The sequence below is a fragment of the Gordonia sp. SMJS1 genome (assembly GCF_029866425.1).
GTDB lineage: Bacteria > Actinomycetota > Actinomycetes > Mycobacteriales > Mycobacteriaceae > Gordonia > Gordonia hongkongensis.
The window spans coordinates 4,517,537-4,543,517 of the sequence record NZ_CP123381.1 but is presented as its reverse complement, the minus strand read 5'-3'; the positions used below and the strand labels follow the sequence as shown (position 1 = coordinate 4,543,517).

General features: G+C 65.4%; 23 protein-coding genes and 2 pseudogenes. 17 read left to right on the top strand and 8 right to left on the bottom strand.

Annotation, left to right across the window (positions count from 1 at the left end; genetic code table 11):
* Positions 1–87 precede the first annotated feature (87 nt).
* The 5 genes from QAD21_RS20565 to QAD21_RS20545 all read left to right on the top strand — a co-directional run bounded on the left by QAD21_RS20565 (position 88) and on the right by QAD21_RS20545 (position 5,180).
* Positions 88–1,353 carry a cytochrome P450 gene (locus QAD21_RS20565; RefSeq protein ID WP_065632608.1) on the top strand — a complete coding sequence of 422 codons (1,266 nt, stop codon included), beginning with the start codon at positions 88–90 and terminating at the stop codon, positions 1,351–1,353.
* The gene (locus QAD21_RS20560) at positions 1,350–2,174 is read left to right on the top strand and encodes an enoyl-CoA hydratase-related protein (RefSeq protein ID WP_247450258.1); all 825 of its coding nucleotides are present in this window, start codon (positions 1,350–1,352) and stop codon (positions 2,172–2,174) included. Before QAD21_RS20565 ends, QAD21_RS20560 begins: the two co-directional genes overlap by 4 nt.
* 1 nt (position 2,175) lies before the next feature.
* Positions 2,176–2,616 (top strand): Zn-ribbon domain-containing OB-fold protein, encoded by a 441-nt coding sequence (locus tag QAD21_RS20555; RefSeq protein WP_065632537.1) that lies wholly within the window; start codon positions 2,176–2,178, stop codon positions 2,614–2,616.
* A gap of 62 nt (positions 2,617–2,678) precedes the next feature.
* A complete protein-coding gene (locus QAD21_RS20550; RefSeq protein ID WP_277244036.1) occupies positions 2,679–3,602 on the top strand; it encodes an SDR family NAD(P)-dependent oxidoreductase in 924 nt (307 codons plus the stop codon).
* Positions 3,603–4,133: 531 nt separating this feature from the next.
* Positions 4,134–5,180, top strand: a complete 1,047-nt coding sequence (locus tag QAD21_RS20545) for an IS30 family transposase (protein ID WP_247452148.1) — start codon at positions 4,134–4,136, stop codon at positions 5,178–5,180.
* A gap of 479 nt (positions 5,181–5,659) precedes the next feature.
* On the opposite strand, the gene QAD21_RS20540 is transcribed toward QAD21_RS20545, so the two are convergent.
* The 8 genes and pseudogenes from QAD21_RS20540 to QAD21_RS20505 form a co-directional block, all read right to left on the bottom strand.
* On the bottom strand, positions 5,660–5,854 hold the full coding sequence (locus tag QAD21_RS20540) for a ferredoxin (RefSeq protein WP_065632540.1): 195 nt from the start codon (positions 5,852–5,854) through the stop codon (positions 5,660–5,662).
* A gap of 64 nt (positions 5,855–5,918) precedes the next feature.
* Positions 5,919–7,441: pseudogene (locus QAD21_RS20535) on the bottom strand (class I adenylate-forming enzyme family protein).
* 38 nt (positions 7,442–7,479) lie between these two features.
* Positions 7,480–8,631 (bottom strand): acetyl-CoA acetyltransferase, encoded by a 1,152-nt coding sequence (locus QAD21_RS20530; RefSeq protein WP_065632541.1) that lies wholly within the window; start codon positions 8,629–8,631, stop codon positions 7,480–7,482.
* Entirely contained in the window at positions 8,628–9,656 is a 1,029-nt protein-coding gene (locus QAD21_RS20525; RefSeq protein ID WP_065632542.1) for an acyl-CoA dehydrogenase family protein, read from the bottom strand. Before QAD21_RS20525 ends, QAD21_RS20530 begins: the two co-directional genes overlap by 4 nt.
* Positions 9,657–9,670: 14 nt before the next feature.
* Complete coding sequence (locus tag QAD21_RS20520) at positions 9,671–10,843, bottom strand: acyl-CoA dehydrogenase family protein (RefSeq protein ID WP_065632543.1); 1,173 nt, start codon at positions 10,841–10,843, stop codon at positions 9,671–9,673.
* 78 nt (positions 10,844–10,921) lie between these two features.
* Positions 10,922–11,704: an aldolase/citrate lyase family protein gene (locus tag QAD21_RS20515; RefSeq protein ID WP_065632544.1), complete on the bottom strand. Its 783-nt coding sequence runs from the start codon at positions 11,702–11,704 to the stop codon at positions 10,922–10,924.
* On the bottom strand, positions 11,701–12,528 hold the full coding sequence (gene hpaH / locus QAD21_RS20510) for a 2-oxo-hept-4-ene-1,7-dioate hydratase (protein ID WP_065632545.1): 828 nt from the start codon (positions 12,526–12,528) through the stop codon (positions 11,701–11,703). The genes QAD21_RS20515 and hpaH overlap by 4 nt, the downstream gene beginning before the upstream one ends.
* Positions 12,525–13,421 carry an alpha/beta hydrolase gene (locus QAD21_RS20505; protein WP_277244034.1) on the bottom strand — a complete coding sequence of 299 codons (897 nt, stop codon included), beginning with the start codon at positions 13,419–13,421 and terminating at the stop codon, positions 12,525–12,527. The genes hpaH and QAD21_RS20505 overlap by 4 nt, the downstream gene beginning before the upstream one ends.
* Before the next feature lie 255 nt (positions 13,422–13,676).
* On the opposite strand from QAD21_RS20505, the gene QAD21_RS20500 reads away from it, so the two are divergent.
* The 12 genes and pseudogenes from QAD21_RS20500 to QAD21_RS20445 all read left to right on the top strand — a co-directional run bounded on the left by QAD21_RS20500 (position 13,677) and on the right by QAD21_RS20445 (position 25,955).
* A complete protein-coding gene (locus QAD21_RS20500; protein ID WP_065632547.1) occupies positions 13,677–13,976 on the top strand; it encodes a hypothetical protein in 300 nt (99 codons plus the stop codon).
* A gap of 23 nt (positions 13,977–13,999) precedes the next feature.
* The gene (locus QAD21_RS20495; RefSeq protein WP_065632611.1) at positions 14,000–15,121 is read left to right on the top strand and encodes a thiolase family protein; all 1,122 of its coding nucleotides are present in this window, start codon (positions 14,000–14,002) and stop codon (positions 15,119–15,121) included.
* Positions 15,118–15,579: an OB-fold domain-containing protein gene (locus QAD21_RS20490; protein ID WP_065632548.1), complete on the top strand. Its 462-nt coding sequence runs from the start codon at positions 15,118–15,120 to the stop codon at positions 15,577–15,579. Before QAD21_RS20495 ends, QAD21_RS20490 begins: the two co-directional genes overlap by 4 nt.
* Entirely contained in the window at positions 15,566–16,864 is a 1,299-nt protein-coding gene (locus QAD21_RS20485) for an aromatic ring-hydroxylating dioxygenase subunit alpha (protein ID WP_065632549.1), read from the top strand. Before QAD21_RS20490 ends, QAD21_RS20485 begins: the two co-directional genes overlap by 14 nt.
* Entirely contained in the window at positions 16,861–17,376 is a 516-nt protein-coding gene (locus QAD21_RS20480; protein WP_065632550.1) for an aromatic-ring-hydroxylating dioxygenase subunit beta, read from the top strand. The genes QAD21_RS20485 and QAD21_RS20480 overlap by 4 nt, the downstream gene beginning before the upstream one ends.
* 76 nt (positions 17,377–17,452) lie before the next feature.
* A pseudogene (locus QAD21_RS20475) lies at positions 17,453–19,020 on the top strand (AMP-binding protein).
* The gene (locus QAD21_RS20470) at positions 19,017–20,612 is read left to right on the top strand and encodes an AMP-binding protein (protein WP_065632552.1); all 1,596 of its coding nucleotides are present in this window, start codon (positions 19,017–19,019) and stop codon (positions 20,610–20,612) included. The pseudogene QAD21_RS20475 and the gene QAD21_RS20470 overlap by 4 nt, the downstream one beginning before the upstream one ends.
* A complete protein-coding gene (locus QAD21_RS20465; protein ID WP_065632553.1) occupies positions 20,602–21,387 on the top strand; it encodes an enoyl-CoA hydratase/isomerase family protein in 786 nt (261 codons plus the stop codon). Before QAD21_RS20470 ends, QAD21_RS20465 begins: the two co-directional genes overlap by 11 nt.
* Positions 21,388–21,415: 28 nt before the next feature.
* Positions 21,416–22,909, top strand: coding sequence for an aldehyde dehydrogenase (locus QAD21_RS20460; RefSeq protein WP_065632554.1), 1,494 nt, complete (start codon positions 21,416–21,418; stop codon positions 22,907–22,909).
* Positions 22,910–22,939: 30 nt separating this feature from the next.
* Positions 22,940–24,139 (top strand): thiolase family protein, encoded by a 1,200-nt coding sequence (locus tag QAD21_RS20455; RefSeq protein ID WP_065632555.1) that lies wholly within the window; start codon positions 22,940–22,942, stop codon positions 24,137–24,139.
* Positions 24,140–24,168: 29 nt separating this feature from the next.
* Positions 24,169–24,753 (top strand): flavin reductase family protein, encoded by a 585-nt coding sequence (locus tag QAD21_RS20450; RefSeq protein ID WP_065632556.1) that lies wholly within the window; start codon positions 24,169–24,171, stop codon positions 24,751–24,753.
* An 86-nt stretch (positions 24,754–24,839) separates the two neighbouring features.
* Positions 24,840–25,955 (top strand): acyl-CoA dehydrogenase family protein, encoded by a 1,116-nt coding sequence (locus tag QAD21_RS20445; RefSeq protein ID WP_065632612.1) that lies wholly within the window; start codon positions 24,840–24,842, stop codon positions 25,953–25,955.
* The last annotated feature ends 26 nt before the right edge of the window (positions 25,956–25,981 follow it).

Here is a 25,981-nt window from a genome sequence, read left to right as displayed (position 1 = left end):
ATCGTGTGAAGATGCAGTTCAAGGTATTTGCCAAAACATGACACGAATGCCAGAATAGCTCCAGCATAACTACCAGAGGCGGTGCCCATGATCGAAACCGACGAGATCGCGTCGACCCCGTTGCATGACCTTTCCTGGTGGCAGCAGTCCCCGGCCGAACGAGACGCGGAGTTCGCGACGCTGCGCCGCGATCGGCCTCGGATGTTCGTGCCGCTGGGCCCAGCCGAGGAGGGCCGACGCCCCAAGGGGTTCTGGGCCCTGACCACATACGAGGACATTCTCGAGGTGAGCAGGAGGCCCGAGGACTTCTCGTCGGGCATCGGTGGGACGCAGATCTTCGATCAGCCGGCCGAACTCCGGGAATACCGCGGTTCCATCATCGACATGGACAACCCCGAGCATGCGCGGCTGCGCAAGATCGTCTCGCGCGGGTTCACCGCGCGGAATCTGTCCGGGTTGCGCGACGAGATCGAGGAGACGGTCAGCGAGATCCTCGACGAGATGTCGCAGACCGGCGAGGCCGACTTCGTCGAGGAGTTCGCGTCGTTGTTGCCCCTGCGCATCATCGACAATCTGCTCGGAATCCCGCGTGAGCACGAGAAGTTCATCCTCGAGGCCACCAACACGATCCTCGGCGCATCGGACCCCGAGTACATCGAGGACCAGTCCGCCCGCGGTATCGGCAAGGCGGTCACCGCCGCGAGCGAGGGACTGATCGCGCTTCTCAACGATCTCGCCGAGGACCGGATAGCCGATCCGCAGGATGATCTGATCACCAAACTCGTCGCCGCGGACGACGAGAACCTGACACCCCAGGAGATGGCGAAGTTCTTCATCCTGTTGGTCGGCGCGGGTAACGAGACCACTCGCAACGTGATCTCGCACGGCCTGCACGTGCTGACCCAGCACCCGGATCAGCGGGATCTGTGGTTGTCGGATTACGAGGAGTACGCGTCCACGGCCATCGAGGAGATGCTCCGGTGGGCGACACCGGTCATCCACTTCCGCCGCACGGTTGCCCGGGACGGGGTGATGCTGGGTGACCTCGAATTGTCCGAGGGCGACAAGGTGGTGATGTGGTACACCTCGGCGAACCGTGACGAGACGATGTTCGACGATCCCTATACCTTCGACATCACCCGAGATCCCAACCCACATGTGGCTTTCGGCGGTGCCGGTGCCCACTTCTGCCTGGGCGCACATCTCGCAAGGCTCGAGCTCGACGTCGCCTTCCGGATGCTGTTCGAGCGCTATCCGGACATCAGGTCGGTGGGCGAACCCGTGCGGTTGCGGTCGAACTTCCTCAACGGGATCAAGCACCTTCGTGCCGAGTACACCCCGGTGACGAAGTGACGGAACTCGCCGACGTGCGTGCCGACGAGGACGCGGTACAGAGTGGGCTGACCGACGGTGTCCTGACGATCCATCTGAACCGTCCACAGGCGGCAAACGCGCTTCGGCCCGATGATCGCGACGCGCTCACCGAGCTGTTCCTGGATGCGAACGCCGACCACGAGGTTCGCGTCGTCGTCCTCCGGGCCCGCGGGAGACAGTTCTGTGCCGGAGCGGATGTGGTGAAACTCGCCGATGGGCATGCCAAGAACGTGAAGCGGGCCACTGGGCCGATGAAGACCATCATGGGTGGTGCCCAACGTCTGATCGCATCGGTGCTCGACTGCAGCAGACCCGTGGTGACCGTGGTGCAGGGGGCCGCTGCCGGAATCGGCGCTCACCTCGCCTACGCCTCGGACCTGGTCGTGGCGACCGACAATGCGTACTTCGCCGAGTCCTTCGTCAAGCGCGGCCTGGTCGTGGACGGAGGCGGCGCGTACCTCCTCCCGCGGCGGATCGGAATGCAGAAGGCCAAGGAGATGGCGTTCTTCGGCGACAAGCTCTCCGCTCAGGAGGCATTCGACCTGGGCCTGGTGAACAGGGTGGTGCCGCCGGAGGATCTCGAAGCCGCCGTCGACGACTACGTCGGACGACTGGCCGTGGCGCCGACGAGTGCGGTGGGATTGACGAAGCGGTTGTTCAACGAGTCGCCCGACGTGGACCGAGCGGGATCGTTCGTCACCGAAGCCATGGCTCAGGAAATCCAGTCGTACTCGCTCGACGCCCGCGAGGGCGTGTCGGCCTTCGTGCAGAAGCGCCCACCGGAATTCGTGGGGTGGTGAGATGGCCGACACCGAAAAGCCGGCGGGGGTCCGGCCGGCGAAGCCCCGCGCCGACATCCCCACCGTCGAAGCCGCGACCACACCATATTGGGATGCCGCCGCGCAGGGCACACTACTCGTGGCCAGATGCGGGGACTGCGGAAAGGTCCACCACTACCCGAGGCCATTCTGTCCGTTCTGCTGGGGCGAGAACGTGACCAGTTTCGAAGCCAGCGGTCGAGGGACGCTGTATACGTACTCGACCGTCTACATGAACGACCTGCATCCGTTCAAAGAGCGGCTGCCGTACGTCGCAGCGATCGTCGAACTCGACGAGGGTCCGCGGCTGATGACGAACATGGAAGACTGCGAGCCCGCAGACCTCGAAGTCGGGGTGCGGGTGACCGTCGGCTTCCGTCCCATCACCGACGAGTTCACGGCCACGATCTTCCGTCCGGCCTAGGTCTCTCGACCGGCAGGGCTCGTGCGGTCGAAACATACACAACGCAGAGGAGTATCAGCACCATGAGCGGATTGCTCGACGGCAAGGTGGCTTTGGTCACGGGATCCGGACACGGAATCGGGCGAGGCCACGCGCTGGAACTCGCCAAGCACGGCGCGACCGTCATCGTCAACGACCTGGGTACCTCCCTGGATGGTCAGGGCACCGGCAAGGTTGCCGACGAAGTCGTGCAGATCATCGAAGACCGTGGCGGCAAGGCCATCTCGGATTTCAGCGATGTCGGTGACGAGGAGTCGGTCGATCTGCTCGTCGAACGCGCCTATTCCCAGCTGGGCCGCCTCGACATCGTGGTCAACAACGCCGGTATCGTCCGCGACAAGGCGATCTGGAACATGAGTGTCGACGATTTCGACCTGGTGATGCGGGTGCACGTGCGGGGCAGCTGGCTGACAAGCCGAGCCGTGGCCCGGAAGTGGCGTCAGGAATCCAAGGACACCGGCGCCAAGGTCTACGGGCGGATCATCAACACCACCTCCGGTGCCGGACTCCAGGGCCACTTCGGGCAGACGAATTACAGTACGGCGAAGGCGGCCATCGTCGGGCTCACGCAGACGCTCAGCCTCGAGCTCGCATCGACCGGCGCGACCGTCAACGCGATCAGCCCGGGTGGGCGCACTCGCATGTCGGCCACCATCGCCGGCGCCGCGGCGCCGATCGAACCCGACGAGCGGTCCGAGGACGAGTTCGACCCCAAGGATCCGTCTCTTGGTTCGCCGGTGGTCGCATGGCTCGCCAGCCCGGAGGCCGGACACGTCAGTGGACAGGTCATCAAGGCACTGGGCGAGAACATCCAGTGGTTGAAGGGTTGGACCCCCGTCAGTGCGGTGTCAAACGGCGGAAAGCGCTGGGACGCCGAGAAACTCGGTACTGTCCTGGGTGTCGACCTGTTCGGCACGCGCGCCTCGGGGTTGCGTCTGGGCGGATAGTCCACGCACCCACCGCGACGACCGCGCCTGCCCTCTCGGACAGGCGCCGTCGAGTGGTCCATGCCGTCGGGTTCCGCCGGCCCGTCCAGGATGAGCTACCTCCGCATCATCCCGCTTGTCACGGTGGGCCCGCGTCCGAGGGGCGGATTCTAGCGATCCCCGCAACACCCTGGCTTTCAGGGAGTTGCGGGGATCGTGGTTTCTGCAGAGTTGAAGGATCGGTTCTTCGAGGCGCTGGATCGCGAAGGCGGGAGTGTCACGGTTGCCGCTCGTTGTGTGGGTGTTAATCGCAGTACTGCGTCTGGCTGGGTGCGTCGAGCCGGGTTACGCGGGCGTGGCAAGCCGGGGACCTCTGGGCATCCCGGGCGCGCTCGTTATGACGAGTTGCGGGCGGCTGGTGTTCGTCGTCGCGACGCCGCCCGGCAGGTGGGCGTCAATATCCGGACTGCGCAGGATTGGGATCAGGGGATACGCAAAGGTGCTCACGCGCGCCTTCATCCCGATGGTCGCCGCATCGACTACAAGACCGGTATGACGACGTACGACTCAGCGGGGCGACGGCCGTCGGTGGCCAAGATCGAAGCCCAGCTGCATCCTCGGTTCCTGAGCTTGTCTGAGCGTAAGCAGATCGCTGACATGCACCGTGCCGGCGACTCGTTGCGCGAGATCGGACGCCGGTTGGGGCGGGCGGCGTCGACGATCAAACGCGAGATTGATGCCTACTCAGTGTCAGGGGTATACCGTCCTTATCGGGCTCAAACGGCCTGGGCGAGTGCGCGTTTACGTCCTAAGGAGTCCAAACTCGCCACCGCTGGGCCGCTTCGGGATTACGTCCGCGACAAACTTGCCCAGCAGTGGTCTCCAGAACAGATCTGTCACGCTTTGATCATCGAGTTCCCCGATGACAAGGCAATGCGAGTGAGTACCGAGACGATCTACCAGGCGATCTACGTTCAGGCCCGCGGCGGGTTGCGCCGTGAAGTCGCCGACGCGTTGCGGACCGGACGTACACGTCGTAAGACTCGCCGGTCCCCAGACCGCCGCGCAGCCCGGTTTGTCGACGAGATGGTGATGATCTCCGATCGGCCGGCTGAGGTCGAGGACCGGGCGGTACCGGGCCACTGGGAGGGTGACCTGATCGTCGGTACCCGTTCGGAATCGGCCATCGTGACGTTGGTCGAATGCACGACTCGCTACGTCCTGCTCGGGCATCTGCCTGGCGGACACACAGCCGAGGAGGTTCGCGACGTGCTGATCCCGCTGATCGGTGCTCTACCCGAGCATCTGCGGGGGTCGTTGACCTGGGACCAGGGCTGTGAAATGGCGGCGCACAAGCAGGTCAGCGTCACCACCGGTGTGTCGGTCTACTTCTGCGACCCCCATTCACCATGGCAGCGCGGCTCTAACGAGAACACCAATGGTTTACTGCGCCAATACTTCCCAAAGGGAACCGACCTGTCGGTACACAGCGCCGAGGACCTCGAACTCGTCGCCCAAAGACCCAACGGCCGACCACGCAAAACGCTCGACTGGAGAACACCAGCCGAGCGCCTGCGTGATTTACTTGTGCCAGTCTAACCAACGGTGTTGCGAGGACCCCTAGAATCCGCCAGGAGCGCTCCGGGCCCTGATGACACCGGGATAGCGGCACCGATCGACCCGTGCTGTGCCTCAGGCGATATCGCAAGTCGGCACCGACGGTCGTCTTCCTGGTGCGTCGGAGTGTGCCGGACATCAGACCGACTGCGGCCGGCGATCTCTCGGCTTCCCGCGCAAGAACCCCGATCTCCCCGCTGGATACTGGAGCACGACTCGATTTCGGGGTTCGCGATCGCCCACGTGCCGCACGCTGCGCAGCCCCGAAGTCGATGTGGCGAACCGGATTCCGGTGGCCGTCGGTGACGACGTCCACGCTGTCGGTCAGAAAGCGGGGGACACCGTCGCTTCCCATGGCGCACGGTCGATTGATTCCGGCTGGTCGGATATGTTCCGTGTCCTCCGTGATGGCGAATGGAGTTCGCCACCACGGAGGACAGTCGTCTCCCAGACGGAGGAGATCAATCGTCGATGACCTTGATCGCGCTCATCGGACAGCGACTGGCGCCGTTGCGCGCCGCGGATTCCATGCCGCCACCGACGGTGAAGTCGGCGTTGGCCGCGTAACCGTCGTCATCCAGTTCGTACAGGTCTGGTTCGTGAAGCGCGCACATCCCGTGCGCCTCACATTCGTCGAGAGCGATGTGGACTCGCATCGTGAACTCCTCAAGGGGTCGTAGCGGGCTGCAGGTGACCCGGAGCTGTCCGGGTCTCGGTCGATCACGTGTTCCGAGCGTTGGCTGGCGGGGTACGTGACGGCGGTGGATTCTCGACGAGAAAATCTCGCAGGCGAGTCCGGTCGGTCTTGGCCATCGCCGTCTGGGGGATCGTGTCGACCAGCACGAGATGGTCGGGCGATTTGTAGTCGGCCAGCAAGGACGTCGTCCACTCGCGAAGTTCGTCCAGTGTGGGTGGTCGATGGGGATCCGCGGGTACGACGAACACAACGCCGATCTCACCGATCACCGGCGCGCCGTGCCCCACGACAGCAGCGTCGAGTACCAGAGGGTGCCGCGCAATCGCCTGCTCGACCTCGACCGGATGCACATTGAAGCCACCGCGGATGTACATGTCACCGGACCGGCCTGCCAGCCGGAGATTGCCCTCGGGCGTGAACGTGCCGAGGTCGCCGGTGAGCAGGTAGCCCTCGGAATCGAAAGCGGCAGCTGTCAACTCCGCATCGCGCCAGTACCCGCGCATCACACAATCACCCTTGATGCGGACCCGTCCGACCTGACCGGGAGGGAGAACCGCCCCCTCGTCGTCGACGACTTGCACAGTCATCCCGTTCTGTGGGCGCCGACGGTCCGGGTTTGGACCTCGGGCGGATCAGCCGGGTCGGTTCCGCAGACCGTCGGTGACTCGGTCATGGCGTAGCGGACGACCAACGGAACCCCGATCAGTTCCGTCGTGCGCTCGACGAGTTCGGGTGACGCCGGTGCGGTGGCAACGACGCCGACCCGGAGATCGGGGAACGAACCCCGATCGAGACCGGGTAGTTCGAGCAGCTTCGCCCATTGGGTGGGGACTCCGCCGCCGACCGTGACGTGTTCGTCGGCGAGCGTACGAGCCATACCGGCTGCCGTCCACGGCGCCGGTGGAATGATGAGGGCTGTGCCCCAGAGCAGTTGGTCCCACAATTTAGACATGTAGCCGGCATGCGAGAACGGCGTAGAAGTCATGCGGCGGTCATAGGGGGCACTCATGATCCCAGCGGCCTGTGCCGACGCGGCGAGGTTGTCGGCGTCGAACCAGGCTCCTTTCGGCAAACCGGTTGTCCCGCTGGTGAAGATGATGGCGACCGGGTCGCTACGATCGACATCGACGACCGGGGGTTCTCCTGGATCGGAGTACCACGTTCTGAGCAGCCGCAGGTCGACGACGGGCACCCCGCACTCCGGTGGTTGGTTCGACGCATGAACGATGAGCGCCGGCGCGGACACCCTCAGGATGGCTCCGGTCTCTGTCGGGCCGAGCCTTCCGTTGACGCCCGCGGTGACGGCGCCGAGCATCGCGGCGGCGGCGTAACAGGTGGCGTAGTCGACACCGGACGGGAGCATCAGGGTGACGACATCACCCCTGCCGACGCCCAACGCGGCGAAGTGTGCGGCCACCGAACGCGCCCGGGACACCCACTGGGCGAAGGAGACCCGCGACCCCGGCTCGACGTAGGCGTCGCGTTCGCCGTGGAGTTCCGCAGCTGCTTCCAGCAGTTCCCGGGTGTTGGCGAAGGTGTCCTGCAGGGGCGGTGCGATCGCGGGTACGGCTGAACTCCGAGCGCTCACGGTTCTTCCGATCCGAGCAAGACCGTGCCGCTGGAACAGAACCAGCCTCCGGTACCGCTGACGCAGGCGATCTTCGCGTCCGGGACCTGTCGTGCACCACCCTCGCCGCGCAGCTGCCTGGCTGCTTCGACGAGTAGGAAGAGTCCACGCTGACCGGGGTGACACGCGGACAGGCCACCCCCGTCGGTGTTGGTCGGCAACGCACCGCCGAGACGTAGGTTCTGCTCGGCGACGAAGGCGCCACCCTCTCCTTTCCCACAGAACCCGAGATCTTCCAGGCTCAGCAGGAGCATGTAGGTGAATGCGTCGTAGATCTCCGCGACGTCGACATCAGACGGGCGCACACCGGCGCGTTCGAAGGCAAGTGGGCCGGTGACCGCGGCGGGACCCACGGTCATGTCTTCCCACTGGCTGGTGAGCATGTGGGAGGTGGCGTCCGCAGAACCCAGCACCCAGACCGGTGGTGACTTGAGATCGGGCACCCGATCCTCGGCCACCAGGATGATCGCTGCGCCGCCGTCGGAACGGATGCAGCAGTGCAGCTTGGTGAATGGATCGGCGATCATCGGTCCGGACAACACGTCATCGACGGTGATCGGGTCGCGGTACATCGCCTCGGGGTTGTCGGCGGCGTTGAACCGGGCCGACACCGCGACCTCCGCGAGCTGCTCGATCGTCGTACCGTACTGATGCATGTGACGCCGTGCGGCCATCGCGTATTTCGAGATCAGCGTGTGGCCGTATGGCGCGTCCCACTGCAGTGGGCCGCGGGCACCCCAGTTGATGTTGGCTCCCCGCAGCCCCTTCCGGATGTCGGCGCGGGCGGTGGACCCGTAGGTCAGCAACACCACGTCGGCGTGACCCGCGGCGATCGCGTCGGTCGCATGGGAGACCATGACCTCCCAGGACGCACCGCCGACGGAGGTCGAGTCGATCCATCGCGGTCTGATGCCCAGATACTCACCGACGTCGGTCGGGGGCAGCGTGCCCTGACTGGTCGATCCCAGCCCGTCGATGTCGGCGGGGCTCAGACCGGTGTCGGCCAGCGCCCGACGGCTGGCCTGGGCCATGAGCTCATACGCGTTCTTGTTGTCGACCTTGCCGACATCGGAGAGCGCGACACCGGCGATGGCGACCTTTCGATTCACTGTGCGGCCTCGAGGTCGAGCAGCTCGGCGAGTACTCCGGAGGCGCCTGCGAACAGATGCTTGTAGACGATGGCGCGTTTCAGATACAGGTGGGCGTTGTGTTCGAACGTGTAACCCATCCCGCCGTGCACCTGGATACTCCCGCTTCCGTTGCTCATAGCGGCCTGTGCCGCGACCGTCTTCGCTGCCAGGATCTGGAACTCGGTGTCCGACCGGCCCGCCTTGAATGCCGTCGCCGCGAAAAACGTCTGCGCCGTGGCGGACTCGGCCCGGACTGCCATGTCGACGACGGCATGTTTGATGGCCTGGTGCACGCCGATGGGCCGTCCGAACTGTTCGCGGGTCTTCGCATGCTCCACGCAGATCTCGGTGATCGCCTCGGCCAGGCCGGCGAGGTAGGCCGAGGCGAGGATCTGGGCGCGACCCCAGATCCACTCGCTGCCGGCCGGCAGCCAGGCGGTGACATCGCCCGCCGTCACCGTTGCGGTGGCCAACCGCGTTCCCGGGTCGACCGATTCGGCCGGTGTGACGTCACCGAACTCGACCAGTTCGATGAGCGCGGCACCGTCGCGGGTGACGAGGAGGGCATGGCTCGCGCCCGTGCAATCCAGGAGGTCGAAGGACCCCTTGAACCCGTCCGCGCCGATCTCCCCGTCGCCGCGGAGTTCCGCGAGCCCGACCATCGCGGTCCCCGCGGCGATCTGGTCGACGAGCTCGAGGTGTCCGGTCGCCGCGGCGACCCTGGCGCCGAGCGTCGACGCCAGGAAGGGCCCGACTGCGAGATGCTTGGCCAACTCCATGACCACCATCACCTCGTCGTCGATGCCCTGACCGAAACCGCCGAAATCCTCGTCGAGACCGAGAGTGAGCAGACCGAGTTCGGCACCGCCGCGCCATATCTCGGGGTCGACGGGTGACGCGTCGTCGCGATGAACGCGGATCTCTTCGACCGGTGGTCGCGAAGTGATGAAATCCCCTGCGGCGGCGACCAGCTCGAGCTGGTCGCCGGATGGGAGGAGGTTCATGGTGTACTCCTTGCTCAGCGCGGGAGTCCGAGGACCCGGTCGCCGACGATGTTTCGCTGGATCTCGGACGTCCCGCCGCCGATGGATTGCGAGAACGCGTACAGATAGTTGCCCACCCAGCCGTTCTCGTCCCAGCGGGAGGTGCTGCGCAGGGCGTCGGTTCCGATGATGTCCAACGCCAGTTCCGCGACCTGCTTGGCCAGGTCGGCGTAGAACAGCTTCAGCATCGACCCCTTGGGGCCGGGCGTATCCGTCTGCATGCTGCGGCAGATGCCGACGTAGGTCATGGCTCGCAGTGAGGTCACCGCGGCGCGCGCTCGCGCCAGTCGTCGTGCGATCTCGTCGTCGGCGATCGCCGGACGGCGTCCGTCGGGACCGACATGATCGCGGGCGAACTCGATGAGGTCTTCCACGACCTTGGCCAGACGGACCTGATTGGCCGTGAACGCTGTCCCGCGTTCGAACGAGAGCGTGGACATCGCGACGCTCCATCCGTCGTTCATCTCACCGACGACGTTCGAGAGCGGAATTCGTACGTTGTCGTAGAAGACCTCACAGAACTCGGCGCCGCCCTCGATCGTCTCGATGGGGCGGACCTCGATGCCCGGACTGGTCATGTCGCAGATGACCCAGGTGATGCCCTGGTGCTTGGAGCCGGTGTTGTCGGTTCGCACCAGAAGTTCCTGGTAGTCGGCAATCGTCGCGAAGCTTGTCCAGATCTTCTGTCCGTTCACGACGAGGTCATCCCCGTCGATCACCGCCCGGGCGCGGAGGGCGGCGAGATCCGAACCTGCTTCGGGTTCGGAGAAGCCCTGACACCAGATCGATTCACCACACAGAATCCGCCGGAGATGAGAACTCTTCTGCGCGTCGTTGGCGCGGGTGATGAGGGTGGGCCCCGCGTGCGACAGTCCGACGAAGTTGGCATCGATGCCCGGGAATCCCCGCGCGGCGTACTCCTCATACCAGATGAGCTGCTGCAACAGTGTCAGTCCGCCGCCGCCGTACTCCTTCGGCCAAGCGATACCGGCCCAGCCGCCCTCCCACTGGGTCCGCTGCCACGCAGTGTCGTATTCACGAATACCCTCGGCATCCCGGGGCCGGGGCTCGGAGGGTTTGTTCTCGTCGAGCCACGTACGCACCTCGTCTCGGAACTCCAACTGTTCGGTGCTGAAGTCCAAATCCATGTGGGGACCTTTCCTCGTCGTGCGAGACGGGACTCGCAGTGACACTATTGTCAGATCTTGGGAACGCAGAGTCAAGTGTCATGCGGAGTGGGGCGGTGCCGCGTACTGCTTGGCGAGGGCTTCACTGCCGCGGGCGAGGATCGTCACATCCGCGCCGACCAACACGAAAGACGCGCCGGCCGACATGTACCGACGTGCCACCTCCGGGTTGAAGGCGTTGACTCCGGCGGCCTTTCCTGCGGCCTTGATCTGCGATAAGGCTTCCTCGATCGTCGCCACGACCTCGGGGTGCTCGGGCTTGCCCAGGTAGCCGAGCGACGCGGCGAGATCGGCGGGCCCGATGAACACGGCGTCGACACCATCGACGGCGACGATCTCGTCCAGCTGGTCGAGTGCGCCGGCGGTCTCGACCTGCACGGTGAGCGACACTGCGGCGTCTGCGGTGATGAGATAGTCAGAAATGCGATTCCAGCGGGAGGCGCGGGCCAGTGCGCTTCCCACCCCGCGGATGCCCTCGGGCGGATAGCGGGTCGCGGCGACCAGGGCGCGGGCCTCGTCGGCGGTCTCGACCATCGGGACGATCAGATTGGTGGCCCCGATGTCGAGGAGTTGTTTGATCACGCTCGGGTCGCCGGTCGCCGGACGTACCAGCACCTCGACGGGGTAGGCGGCGACCGCCTGCAGTTGTGCAAGCGTGGAGCGGACGTCGTTCGGCACGTGCTCCAGGTCGAGCATCAGCCAGTCGAGTCCCGCGCCGGCGCAGATCTCCGCGCTGTAGGGATTCCCCGACGCGATCCACATCCCGATCCGGGGATGCTCGCCGTGCAACTGCCGGATCCAGGGGTTGCGTTCGCCGGTCATTCGGGAGCCTCCGGGGCGAAGTGGATGGACACCGTTCCGAGCGGTCCGTAGTCGGCCACGAACGTGTCGCCGGGTTCGGCGAAGACCGGCGCGGTGAACGACCCCGCGAGGATCACCTCGCCCGCGCTCAGTGCGACTCCGTGGGGGGCGAGACGATTGGCCAGCCACGCGACACCGTTTGCCGGATGGCCGAGCACCGATGCGGCGACCCCGGAGTCCTCGATCGAGCCGTTCCGTAGGAGAAGAGCCGAAACCCAGCGCAGGTCGACGTCCATGGGCGTCACCACGCGTCCGCCCAGGACGACCCCGGCATCTGCGGCGTTGTCGCTGATGGTGTCGACGATGGTCCGGCGGTGGCCGGACTCCGGGTCCGTCATCTGCACACGCGCGTCGAGGATCTCCAGCGCCGGGGTCACGTACTCCGCTGCCCGGAGAACGTCATAGAGGGTGATCCCGGGCCCGGAGAGGGATTCGCCGAGGATGAACGCCAGTTCGACTTCGATGCGCGGCCGGATGAATCGACGGGCCGGCACGATGCCACCGTCGTCGAAGAACATGTCGTCGAGCAATACGCCGTAGTCAGGTTCGGTGATGGACACCGCGCGCTGCATGACCTTGGACGTGAGGCCGATCTTGCGGCCGCGCGACACCGCGCCGTCGGCGACCTTCAGCCGGATCAGCTCGCGCTGCACCGCGTAGGAGTCCTCGATGGTCATCTCCGGATGCTCGAGGGAGATCTGCCGGATGGGGACCCGTGTCCTCTCCGCCTCGTAGAGGCGGCGTGCCAGGTCGGCGACGTCGGTGTCGCCCAGAGTCGTCGTCATCGGCGAAGGAACTCCACTGCGGTCGGGTTGAACGCGGCCGGGTCCTCGAAGTGCGGCCAGTGCCGGACCGCGGGCATCTCGAACACCTCGGCACGCGGGATCAGATCGGCGACGATGTGAGCAGTGCTCTGGTACTCGCCCTCGTCCTTGCCGGAGGCCACGACGAGCGTGGGCGCGGCGATCGTGGCCCATTTCTCCTCGGGGATGAGATTGCGGTCGCGCGTTTCGGCATCCTGCAGGATCAGCAGGTGATCGATCGTGGTGCGGGTGTCCTCGCGGCGGTAGATCGCCTGCCGCAGTGCGATCAGGTCGGGGAGTCGGTTGGCCTCATCGGCGATGAGGTGTGCGAACACCTTGTGGAGTGATTCCCAGCTGGGATTGTTGACGGCCTCGGTGCGCTCGGCGCGGATGCGTGCCATGTTCGACGCGGTCGCGATCAGGCCGGCGGGCGACATCAGGATGACCTTGTCGACGCGGTCGGGATGTTCGGTTGCGACCGCGGCCGACACCCACGCGCCCAGGGACATGCCGATGAAGTGCGCCGACGCCATGTTGAAGTGCGTCATCACCCCGAGGACCTGTTCGACATAGACCGCGATCTCGTAGTCGTAATCGGGCTTCTCGGAAAAGCCGTTGCCGACCATGTCGATCGCCACGCAGTGGAAATGTTCCGACAGCGGTCCGAGATTGGGCGCGAAGGTCTCCCAGTGGCCGCCGGTGCCGTGCAGCAGGATGGCGTGCGGTTTGTCCGGGGAACCGGCCTCGGCGTATCGGGTCCGTATCCCGCCGATGTCGACGAAACCCTGACGGAACTCCAGTTCGCGGAGGTAGGTCCAGATGCTCCGGTACTCGCCGGTGTCGGCCGCAGGGGTGGAAATCGTTGCCTCGGTCATGCTCGGGCCTCCATTGTGATCGGGTGAGGTTTCCACTATGTCCACATTAGATGGATGTGCCTGTGGTGTCTTGAACTGGGCCGACATGGAACTCAGAGCGGTTTGGTCTTCGATCCATGGGATTGTTTCTGACACCGGTATACGATATGACTATGAGGCGGGATGACCGCAAGGGCAAGTGGGTTCTGTCGAGTTGGCAGCAACTCTTCGAGAATTCAGCGGAGCAAGGTTGGGCGAGACGGGTCGTCGATGACTATGACCACACATGAACGTGCAGAATCCGGTGGCGACGAGCGCCGCGTGCGGCGTCGCGAACTCGCATCCCTGATCAACGAGTTCGCGGCGGTACGCCTGTCGCTGGATTCGACCGGCAACGGAGACCGGTTGCTCGTCGAAGACCTCGAGAGCGACGACCACATCTTCTTGTCGCCCTTGGAGCTCGTGAGCCTGTGTCTGGCGACGCCCGACGATCGCGAGGATTGGCTGCGCGTCGGAAATTACCGGGACGAGCGTCGTGACCGTTCACTGGGGCCACGGCCGGAACGGTCGTCGTGAGCGCGTCGATCGTGGGCCTGGGGATGACCCCGATGTCTTTGCGCCCGGGGGACAGTCCGCTCGAGCTGGCGTGTCAGGCGAGCCGGAATGCGTTGGCAGACGCGGGGATCGAGATCACCGACATCGACGGATTGCTCGTCGGTTCGTCGCAGGGTGTACGCCCGGACCGACTCGGGGTCGGATTCGCGTCCTCGGGTGGTTTCTCCGGCCTCCGCCTGCTCGAGCATGTGGAGATCAAGGGGGCCACCACGATCGCGATGATCCAGCGTGCCCAGTTCGCTGTGGAGAGCGGCAGCGCGCGAGTGGTGATGTGCGTCTTCGCCGACGCGCCGCTCGTCGCCGGAAAGGCCGCCGGCTCGACCTATGCACACAGCGGCGGCCACTCCGGTTCTCGGGGACTGGAGCGCGCCGGCGGCGTCCTCGGGTCCGTTCCGACCTACGCCCTTCTCACACAGCGGTGGTTGCACGTCAACGCGGGTACACCGGAAGATCTCTGTGCGGTGGCGACCACAGCGCGTGCGTGGGCGGTGGACAACCCGGATGCGGTGGTCCGCGCCCCCCTCGATGCCCAGGGTTACTTCGACAGCCCGATGATCTCCGAGCCGCTGCGGCGCCTCGATTGCGCACGCCCGGTCAATGGCGCGGTCGCGGTCATCGTCAGCGCAGACCCGGCGGTCGGACACGCTGTGCGGGTGAACATCCGCGGAACCGGGCGCGACCATCCGATCCGGCATCGGCGGGCCGGGGCCGAGTCTTGGTTCGGCGGGGGCAGGCGCTGTGTCGACGATGCACTGAACGCCGCCGGCATGACGCGCGACGATGTGGACACCGTCCAGCTCTACGATCCGTTCTCGGTCGTCACGTTGATTCTGCTGGAAGAGTACGCGCTCACCCGTGGAGCCCCGGCGGGACAGTTCGTCCGCGAAGGCCACACCGGGCGCGGAGGGAACCTGCCGACGAACACCGGCGGAGGGCAGTTGTCCGGGTTCTATCTCCAGGGGATGACCCCGCTGGCCGAGGCACTCGTTCAGCTCCGCGGCGACGGCGACGCGCGCCAGGTACCCGATGCGACAACAGCACTCGTCGGCGGGATCGGTGGTCGACTGGATCACCACGCCGCGCTGGTCCTGGAACGTGCAGCATGACCGTCGTCGATGACTGGCTGCTCGATGACAGCCTTGCGCCGGCGGTGGCGGGTGACCCGTTGGAACCCCTCTACGCCGGGGCCGCGCGCGGCGTCCTGGTGCTCCCGTTCTGTGCTCGGTGCGCGATCCCACTCGATCTCGAACAACACGTCTGCGACCGTTGCGGATCCGGCCGGATCGACTGGGCCGAAACAGTTCCGACCGGGGTCGTGCACTCGTCGACCACCATGCACCGCCTCGAACCGGGATTGGTTGCAACGACCGGTCCCTATCCGATCGTCGACATCGAACTCACGGGCGGACATCGCCTCATCATGACAACGGTCGACTGGCAGGCCGATTCGCCGCAGATCGGTGACGTGGTCGACATCGGCTTCAGAAACTTGGCCGGAGTAGCGATCCCGGCCGCGCAGCCCAGGAACACCACCGATACGGAGGCCCCAGATGACAACCGCTGAGTCGAAACACGGCACGGCTGACGACTTCGACGTGTCGAAGATCGTCCAGGACGATCGCGTACACGGTTCTGTCTACACGTCACCGGAGATCTTCCAGCGCGAGATGGACACCATCTTCCGGACCGGATGGGTCTATGTTGCCCATGACAGTGAGGTCAGTGAGCCCGGTGACTACCTGACCCGCCGGATCGGCAGCGAGCCGGTCGTCGTCGCGCACGGCAAGGACGGAGAGATCCGGGTGCTGCTCAACCGGTGCTCGCACCGGGCGAACAAGCTGTGCAATGCCGAGAAGGGCAACGCCAACGCCTTTCGGTGCCCCTACCACGGCTGGACCTTCAGCAACACGGGTTCGCTGACCGCGGTTCCGATGAAAGAGGGCTACGGCGAGGCATTCCGCGCGGTCCGGTCCGAGCTCGGGATGGCCGAAGCGCCCAGGGTGGACAGTTACGGCGGGTTCATCTTCGCTTCCCTGGCTGCCGACGGTCCATCGCTCACCGAACATCTCGGGGGTGCCGTCGCCGCCTTCGATCGCCTGCTCAACCTGTCGCCGACCGGGACGATCGACCTGCGCGCCAACTGGATGAAGCATCTGCACCACGCCAACTGGAAGATGGTGGTGGAGAACAACGTCGATGGCTATCACGCATTGTTCACCCACGCATCGGTCTATGACGCTATTCGACCCGCGAAGGTCTCGCACATCCCATCCAAGACCGACGTCGTGGTCCGCGACATCGGTGACGGACATTCCGAGATCGACTACTCGGCGGAGTATCGAAAGCTGGACGAGGAGTTCATCTGGTACGGCCGGATACCCCGGACCAAATTACCGAAGTACGTTGCTGCGCTGGAGAAGAAGTACGGCGAGGAGAAGGCGCACGATTCGTTGGTGGTCGGACCGCCGCACACCCTGATCTGGCCCAACCTGTTCCTCGCCGAGATGAACGTCATGTACGTCGAGCCGATCGGCCCCGACGAGACGATCGCGTACACCACCGCGGCGCTGATCCCGGGACAGGATGAACTCAATCTGCGTACACTCCGCCGGTCCGAGGGCGCCATGGGCCCAGCCGGATTCCTGATCGCCGACGACGGCGAGATCGGAATGCGCAATCAAGCGGGACTGGCGGCCAGGGATCCGGAATGGCTGCGGTTGTCACGTGGCCTGGAAACCGATGTGACCGACGAGACCGGCATCGTCAACAGCGACAAGAGCGCCGAGACACCTCAGCGCGGTTTCTACCGTCAGTGGGCAGATGTCGTGGGACAGGAGATCAACCGATGAGCACACTCGACGAGACCGACGTACTGTCTTCGGCACTGCAGCCGCTGCCGGCGCCGTCCCCGGAGATCGCGAGTTTCCTGTCCCTCGAGGCCAGGCTGGCCGACGAGGCACGCTACTCGGAGTGGGAATTGCTGTGGGACGACGACGCGCTGTACTGGGTGCCGATGCACCCCGACGACGACCCGGCAACCAACCTGGCGTACATCTATGACAACCGTCGCCGGATCAAAAGCCGAGTAGCACAGTTGAACACCGGCAATCGACACTCGCAGACCCCGCCGTCGGTGATGCGGCGTCTGCTGACCAATTCCGAGGTCCTCGACACCACCGACGACACGGTCACGGTGGGATCGAATTTCGCCCTGTTCGAATATCGTCACACCCAGCGTGTGTGGGCTGGGAGGGTCATCCACAAGGTCCGCCGGCACCCCGATGGACTCAAGCTCGCGGGCAAGACTGTCCACTTGATCAGTGCCGGGGGACCAGTCGACACTCTCGCCTTCCTGATCTGACGCCGTCGGATCTCCATTTCCCCATCCCAGTCTCGCGGAGGCTCAGTCCTTCGCGCCGAAGTACCTGTGAGGCAACGTGCTTGTAGGTGACATCTCGAAGAACAACGCGCGCCGATACCCGAACAAGCCCGCGATCGTCGAATCAGGGCGGACCCATACCTGGGCCGAGGTGGACGAGCGGGCCCGCCGGCTGGCCAATCACATGTTGGCCGCCGGGCTCCGCAAGGGCGATCGGGTGATCGTCATCGCGCGCAACTGTATCGAGTGGCCGGAGATCACCTTCGCGTTCGCGAAGGCGGGCCTGGTCACCGTCCCGGTGAACATCCGGCTCGCACCGGACGAACTGGCGCACGTGCGTGACGATTCCGGTGCCACCGCGGCGGTGGTCCACACCGATCAGGTCGACCGCTTCGGTTCCGAGTTGAGCGACCTGGCGGTGGTCCTCGAGATCGGTGGCGACACGGTGGGGAACGAGTACGAGGCGGCGCTGGGGGCGGCCGCCGCCCACGATCCGACACCGAAGTCGTTGCGCCCGGACGACATCCAGTTCATCTTGTACACGAGCGGCACCACCGGCCGGTCGAAGGGCGTCATCAACACGCATCGTGGCATGCTCGCGCAGGCCGTCGACACCACACTGGTGACCGAGGCCAACCGCAGCGACATCTTCCTGGCGACGACACCCTTCTTCACGCCGGCGGGATGGTGCGCACCCTGACGTGGACGTATCTGGGGCAGACCATGATCATCCACAAGCGATTCGATCCCGAGGCGGTCATCGACGAGATCGAGCGCAGTGGCGTCACGTTCACCACGTTCATCCCCACCATGCTGCAGCGCACTCTGCGAATACTGGAAGAGGGTGCGGCCCGCGACATGTCGAGCCTGCGCCGCATCAGCTACGGCTCGGCACCGGTGCCGCCCGGGCTCGCGAAAAGGGCGATGGATCTGCTCGGATGTGACCTGCAGCAGCGCTACGGCCTGACCGAATGCGGCGGCCAGGCGACGATCCTCACCCCCCAGGACCATCGCGACATGGTGGCGGGCAAGACGAGCATCCTGACGTCGTGCGGCCAGGAGACCCCGATGTGCTCGATCCGGATCGTCGACGCGGACGGCAATGAGCTACCGACCGGTGAGGTCGGCGAGATCGTGATCGTGAGCGAGGCCAATGCCGTCGGCTATTGGAATCGCTCGGATCAGACCAGGCAGACGTTCCGCCGCACCGGGTTGTGGTCGGGCGACCTCGGGTACCTCGACGCCGAGCGTTACCTGCACGTCACCGGCCGCAAGACCGACATGATCATCTCGGGCGGATTCAACGTCTACCCGGCCGAGATCGAACGGGTGATCGGTCACCACCCGGCGGTGGACATGGTCGCCGTGGTGGGAGTCTCCGATCCGGAGTGGGGCGAGACGCCGGTTGCGGTCGTGGTTCCGAAGGGGACGATCGACGAGGATGCCCTCAGGACCGAACTGACCGCGCTGTGCCGCGCCGAACTGGCGGGTTACAAACAGCCGCGACGTTTCGAGTTCTGGTCCGAACTCCCCCTCGGGCCCGCAGGCAAGATCCTCAAGCGCGAGGTCGCCGGTTCCCTGGTGGCGTCGCAGGATACGGTCTCGACGTCGCAGGGGCCGGTGTGACCACTCCGCAGCGCACACCGGTCGTCGGTGTCGCGGGGGCTGCCAACTACTGGGATCTCCTGATCGAACGTGCTCGCCTGAGTCCGAACCGTGAGTTCGCAACTGACGAGCACGGCCGCCGGGTCACCTTCTCAGCCCTCGTGGACCTCGCCGAGTCCACCGCGGCCGCGCTCCACGAGCAGGGTGTCCAGGCAGGCGACGTGGTGTCGTGGCAACTGCCGACCAGCATCGAGGCGATGGCGCTGTCGTTGGCCCTGGCGCGGATCGGCGCGGTGCAGAATCCCATCATCCCGATGTTGCGGGAGAGTGAGGTCGCATTCATCACCGAGCAGGTCGGCGCCTCACTTCTCATCGTGCCCGACAACTTCCGCGGGTTCGATCACGCCGCGATGGCGTCCGCGATCGCCGGTCGAAACGAGCGGCTTCGGATCCTGGTCGTGACAGACGAATGGATCAGCGGGGACGCCACGCAACTGCCGACCCGAACAGACCGTGACGATGACGCGGTGAGCTGGATCTTCTACACGTCCGGAACGACCGCCGCGCCCAAGGGAGTCAAGCACTCGGACTCCGGATTGATCTCCGCGGCAAAGACATTCGTCACGAATGTCCAGGTCACGGCCGATGAGCGTTGTGCGGCGTACATCCCGATCACCCATGTCGGCGGCATCGCCCACGTCCTGAGCAGTCTGTTGGTCGGGCACACTCTCATCACGGCGTCGGCATTCGTCCCCGAGCACAATGCGGATCAGTTGATAGCCGAGCGCGCGACGCTCATCGGTTCGGGCCTGCCCTTCACCACGGAGTATCTGCGCATCGCGCACGAACGCGGTACCGCGCCGCTGTTCCCGAACGCGCGGGCAACTCTGGGAGGCGGCTCGGGCCGGCCGGTCGACCTCAGCCGGGCCGCGGCGGAACATCTGGGGGGCGTCGGCATCATCTCCGGCTACGGGATGACCGAATGCCCGTACCTCACCTGGGGGAGCCCCGACGACACCGCCGACGAACACGCGCGTTTCGAGGGCACGCCGGGCTCGGGCGGCCGGGTACGGATCGTCGGGCCGGACGGATCGGGGTTGCCGACCGGTGAGGTCGGGGAGATACGAGTACTCGGGCCACAACTCTTCAAGGGTTATGTGGATTCGGCGCTGGACGCGTCCGCGCTCGACGAGCAGGGGTACTTCCGCACGGGGGATCTCGGATTCCTGAACGCGGCGGGCCGTCTCGCGGTGACGGGACGGATCAAAGACATCATCATCCGCAAGATGGAGAACATCTCCGCACGCGAGGTCGAGGAGGCCCTGATCGACCATCCTGCGATCGCCGACCTCTCGGTGATCGGTATGCCCGATGAGGAAACGGGCGAGCGTGTGTGTGCCGTCGTGGTCCCGTCCGACTCGAGCGCACCACCCGACCTCGGATCGCTGCACGAGTACCTGGCGACGACCACCCTGAACAAACGCAGATACCCGGAACAGATCGAAGTGATCGCTCAGATCCCACGCAATTCCCTCGGCAAGATCAACAAGTCGCAGCTACGTGAGGAACTCCTCGCGTCCCCGGTGCAGAACGGTGTCCACCATGACGTCTGAGAACAGCTATAGCACCGTGGAATTCGAGATCGACGACCATGTCGCGACGATCACGCTCAATCGTCCGGACCGGCTCAACTGCTTCAACGAGGTGATGACCGGCGAGATCGCCGAGATCTGGGGGCGTGTCCGCGATGACGACGACATCCATGTCGCGGTGCTACAGGCAAACGGCGACCGGGCCTTCTGTACCGGCGTCGACGTCGGCGAAGGCCCGTGGTGGACTCATGTCAACCGGTTCAACCAGGAGGATCCCGGCGTGCTGCTGGGGCCCAAGCACCACCGGGTGTGGAAGCCGGTGGTCTGCGCCCTGCACGGGATGGTTGCCGGTGGAGCGATGTATCTCGTCAATCAGTCCGACATCGTCATCTGCAGCGAGGACACCAACTTCTTCGATCCCCATGCCAATGCCGGGATCGTGTCCGCGCTGGAGCCGATGGGCATGCTGTCCCGCGGTGTTCCGCTGGGCGACGTCTTGCGCTGGGCCCTGGTCGGAAGCGACGAGCGGATCACCGCCCAGACCGCGCTGCGGACCGGACTCGTCAGTGAGATCACCACACGCGACTCCCTCCGCGAACGCGCGCAACAGCTGGCATCCGAAATTGCCGGCCGGCGACCGGAAGCCATCCAGGGAACGGTTCGGGCGATCTGGGAGTCCCTTGACATGACCCCGACCACCGCGCTTCGCACCGGCCTGTCGTACACGCAGATCGGCAACCCGGGATCGGGACGCAGCGACTCACGGAAGAACAGGCGTGAGCCCCGATTCCGCTGACACCCGACAGGTTCGTTTAGGAGTGCAAGTGACCACTGACCAACTCACCGAACAGATCGCGACCGTTCCATTGCTCATCGGAGGCGAGGAGGTCACGGCCGAGTCCGGCAAGACTTACGAGAGCATCGACCCGTTCACCGGCCGGCCCTGGATTCGGGTGCCCGACGCCGGAGCCGTCGACATCGACCGTGCGGTGCAGGCCGCTCGTGATGCGCTGTCGGGCCCGTGGGGCGAGCTGACCGCCACAGCTCGTGGCAAGCTGCTCTGGCGACTCGCCGAGCTCATCACCCGCGACGCCGACGAACTGGCCGAGCTGGAGGTGCGCGACGGCGGTAAGCTCCTGCGCGAGATGTCCGGGCAGATGCGCGGACTCCCCGAGTACTTCTACTACTACGCGGGTATGGCGGACAAGCTCGAAGGCAGCGTCATCCCCACCGACAAGCCGAACTTCCTCGTGTACACCACCCATGAGCCGGTCGGTGTGGTCGGGGCGATCACGCCGTGGAACTCCCCGCTGCTGTTGCTGGCGTGGAAGCTGGCGGCGGGACTGGCCGCGGGGTGCACGTTCGTGATCAAGCCCAGCGACCACACCCCCGCGTCCACGCTGGCGTTCGCGAAGCTGTTCGCGGAAGCCGGTTTCCCGCCCGGCGTCGTCAACGTCGTCACCGGTTGGGGTCCCGAGACCGGGGCCGCGCTGGCTTCCCATCCCGGTGTGGACAAGATAGCGTTCACCGGTTCCACCGGTACCGGGATCCGCGTCGGTCAGGCCGCCGTGGCGAACATGACCCGGTTCACCCTGGAGCTCGGTGGGAAGTCGGCTCAGGTCGTGTTTCCCGACGCGGATCTCGACGCCGCGTCCAACGGGGTGATCTCGGGCATCTTCGCCGCGACCGGACAGACCTGCCTGGCCGGGTCGCGGTTGCTGGTGCACGAGAGCGTCGCCGACGACCTGATCGCAAAGGTCGTCGCACGCGCCTCGACCATCATCCTGGGCGACCCGAAGGATCCCCGGACCGAGATGGGCCCGGTCTCCAACGAGCCGCAGTACCAAAAAGTGCTGTCGCACTTCGCTGCTGCACGCGAAGAGGGCGCCACCATCGCCTACGGCGGGGTGCCGGCCGGGGAACTGGGTGGCTATTTCGTGAAGCCGACGGTCCTGACCGGCGTCACCGCGGACATGCGAGCCGTCTCCGAGGAGATCTTCGGACCGGTCCTGACGGTGTCGACATTCGCCGACGAGGCCGAGGCGATCGCGTCGGCCAACTCCACGGAATTCGGTCTGGCCGGCTCGGTCTGGACCAAAGACGTGCACCGCGCCCATCGGGTGGCGGCCAAACTGCGAGCGGGCACGATCTGGATCAACGCGTATCGCACGGTCGCTCCGCACGTACCGTTCGGCGGAGTCGGCGCGAGCGGTATCGGCCGTGAGAACGGTATCGACGCCGTCGCGGACTTCACCGAGACCAAGGCCGTCTGGGTAGAACTCAGCGGCGCCACTCGCGACCCCTTCACGCTCGGCTGAGGCCGCGCACACCGAACGAAAGATTCAGCCATGTCAACAATCGAAGCCGTCATCGTCGCCGGAGCACGCACGCCCGTCGGCACGTCGTTCAAAGGGACCCTGCGTGACACCACGGCGATGGAACTCGCCGAGGTGGTTGTCGCAGAGGTCCAGAAACGATCAGGCCTGGCCCCCACGCAGATCGACGACATCATCCTCGCCGAATCGAACTACGGCGGAGGTGATGTCGCGCGGCACGCGGCAGTGGTCACCGGAATGACCCGGGTCCCCGGGCAGGCCGTCAACCGGCACTGCGCGGGAAGCCTGACCGCGGTGGGAAACGCCGCAGCACAGGTCATCTCCGGTGCAGAGCGGGCGATCATCGCAGGGGGCACCCAGTCCATCTCCACCAGTCCGATGCAGTCCTTCCGGACCCCCGGCACCGTGGACGAGTTCACCCAGAAATGGATGCCGCCGACCCACCCGGACAGCGCCGAGGCGCCGAACATGGACATGTCGATCACGGTCGGCTGGAACACCGCCGCCGAACTCGACCTGACCCGTGAGGAGATGGATGCGTGGGCGTTGCGGTCGCATGAGCGTGCCATCGCGGCGATCGATTCGGGCGCTTTCGTCGACGAGATCGTTCCGGTGTCGGCACGGCAGCAGGACGGGACGTTCGTCGAGTTCGCCACGGACGAGCATCCCCGTCGTGACACCACCGCAGAGCGGCTGGCCGGTCTCAAACCACTTCACCCCGAGATCGAGGGCTTCTCCATCACCGCGGGGAACTCGAGCGGGATCAACGACGCCGCAGCCGCTGTCCTGGTGGTCGGCTCCGACCTCGCGGCCGACGAGGGCCTGGAGGTGCTGGCCTCGGTGAAGGCCTGGGCGGCAACGGGTATCGATCCGGCCCACACCGGTCTCGCCGTGCTCGACGTCATCCCGAAGGTCTTGGACCGCGCCGGAATCGGCGTGGCGGACGTCGCGCTGTGGGAGATCAACGAGGCATTCGCGGCCGTCCCCGTCGCGGCGTGCAAGAAGCTCGGTATCAGCGCCGACATCGTCAACGTTCTGGGCAGCGGGTGTTCCATCGGTCATCCGGTGGCGGCGTCGGGTGCGCGGATGATTCTCTCGCTCATCAACGAACTGCGCCGTCGCGGAGGCGGTTACGGCGTCGCCGCGATGTGCGCGGGTGGTGGTCAGGCCGGTGCGGTCGTCATCGACGTCCCGGCGCCGGCGAACAGGTAGTCCTTCCCCGAATCGAACAAAGGAAAGTCATGACCGTAGACACCGATGCTGCGAACAAAGTTCTCAGCGGACTCCGGCCGTTCCCAGTCGCCATCACCACCATCGATGGGGGCTTCGCCAACGGCCTGATGTCGCTGTCAGCCGGCGCCGCCAGTATCATCCCGGATGCTCCGCGGGCGACCGTGAGTCTGACCAAGTACAACATGACGCATGACATGCTGCTGAGTTCCGGCGTTTTTGCGATGCATATGCTCAGCGCCGGTGACGACGAAGTCGATGCTTCGATAGAGATCCTGATGACCCTGGGCGGAAGCTCGGGTCGGGACGGCGACAAGATCGGCAAACTCCGGACCAAAGAAGGTGTCACGGGCGCACCGATCCTCCTCGATGCCCACAGCTACGTCGAATGCCGGGTGATCGGCTCGCTCGACGTGCAGGAGAGCACCATCTTCGTCGGCGACGTGGTCGCCTCCGAGGTGTTCAGCGAGGCGCAGCGGATCAAGATCGGTGAGGCGTGGGGCAAGCTTCCTGCAGAATGGATTGAGCAGTACGACGCCAACCACGTGCCTCAACTGCAAAGCGCCAAGGACCACCGTTTCGGTCAGAAGGTCTGAGGCCATCCGTGACTGTGGAAATCGAAACCGAGACCGGGGCCGGAGGTCCGCCGCTCGGATCCTGGGAACTGCCCGACGAGTTGCGGATGCTTCGTGAGACGGTTCGCCGGTTCATGCAGCGCGAGGTTCATCCTCTCGAGGCAACGCTTCCCCATGACACCGCCGGGCTTTCGCGAGATCAGCTGATCCCGCTGCAGGACAAAGCTCGTCGTCTGGGGCTGTGGGCTCTGCAGACTCCAGAGATGTATGGCGGCGCCGGCCTCAGCGTGCTCGGTCAGGTGGTGGTGGCCGAGGAGGCGTCCAAATGCCGTATGGGAGCGTTCTTCCCAGCGCTCGGCGCCTTCGGCGGCAATCCTCCCAATATCATGTTCAAGGCGTCGCCCGAGCAGTTCCAGAGATTCGCACAGCCGATCCTCGACGGCCGGATGACCAAGGCCTACACCGCCATCAGCGAGGCGTCAGGTGGGTCCGACCCGGCCCGCGCGATCACCCTTCGAGCGGTCCGCGACGGTGATGAGTACGTTCTCGACGGCAGCAAGATGTGGACCTCCCATGCCGAGGGGGCGGACTGGGGAGTGGTGTACGCACGGACCGGCGAAGGCCGTGCCGGGATCTCGTGTTTCATCGTGGAGAGGGGCACCCCTGGGCTGACGTTCAACCGGATAGGGGTGATGGCGTCGTTCGCGCCTTACGAACTCCACTTCGACAACGTGCGGGTGCCCGCGGCGAATCGCATCGGTGCCGAGGGTGGTGGGTTCGCACTCGCCAGCGACTTCCTCGTCTACAGCCGAATCCTGTACGCCGCCGGCCCGATCGGAATCGCGCAGGAAGCACTGAACTCGGCGTGTCGGTGGGCCAAGGGCCGAGAGGTCTTCGGTGGCAGGTTGTCCGACAAGCAGGGAGTCGCCTGGATGCTCGTCGACGCCGAGGTGGAACTGCGTGCTGCCCGGTTGCTGATGTATCAGGCGGCGTGGAATGCCGATCTGGGCCGAGACGTCAAGGTCGACGCCTCCATCGCCAAGATGTACGGCACGGAGGCGGCCTACAAGGTCATCGACACCTGCATCCAGGTTCATGGTGCGCTCGGGCTCTCCGATGAGTTGCCACTCGAGCGGTGGTTTCGTGACCTGCGAGTGAAGCGTCTCGGGGAAGGCGCCACCGAGGTCCAGCGCTTGGTGGTCGCACGGGAACTCTTCAGATGAAGGTGTGACATGGCGGAGGGTGTGAG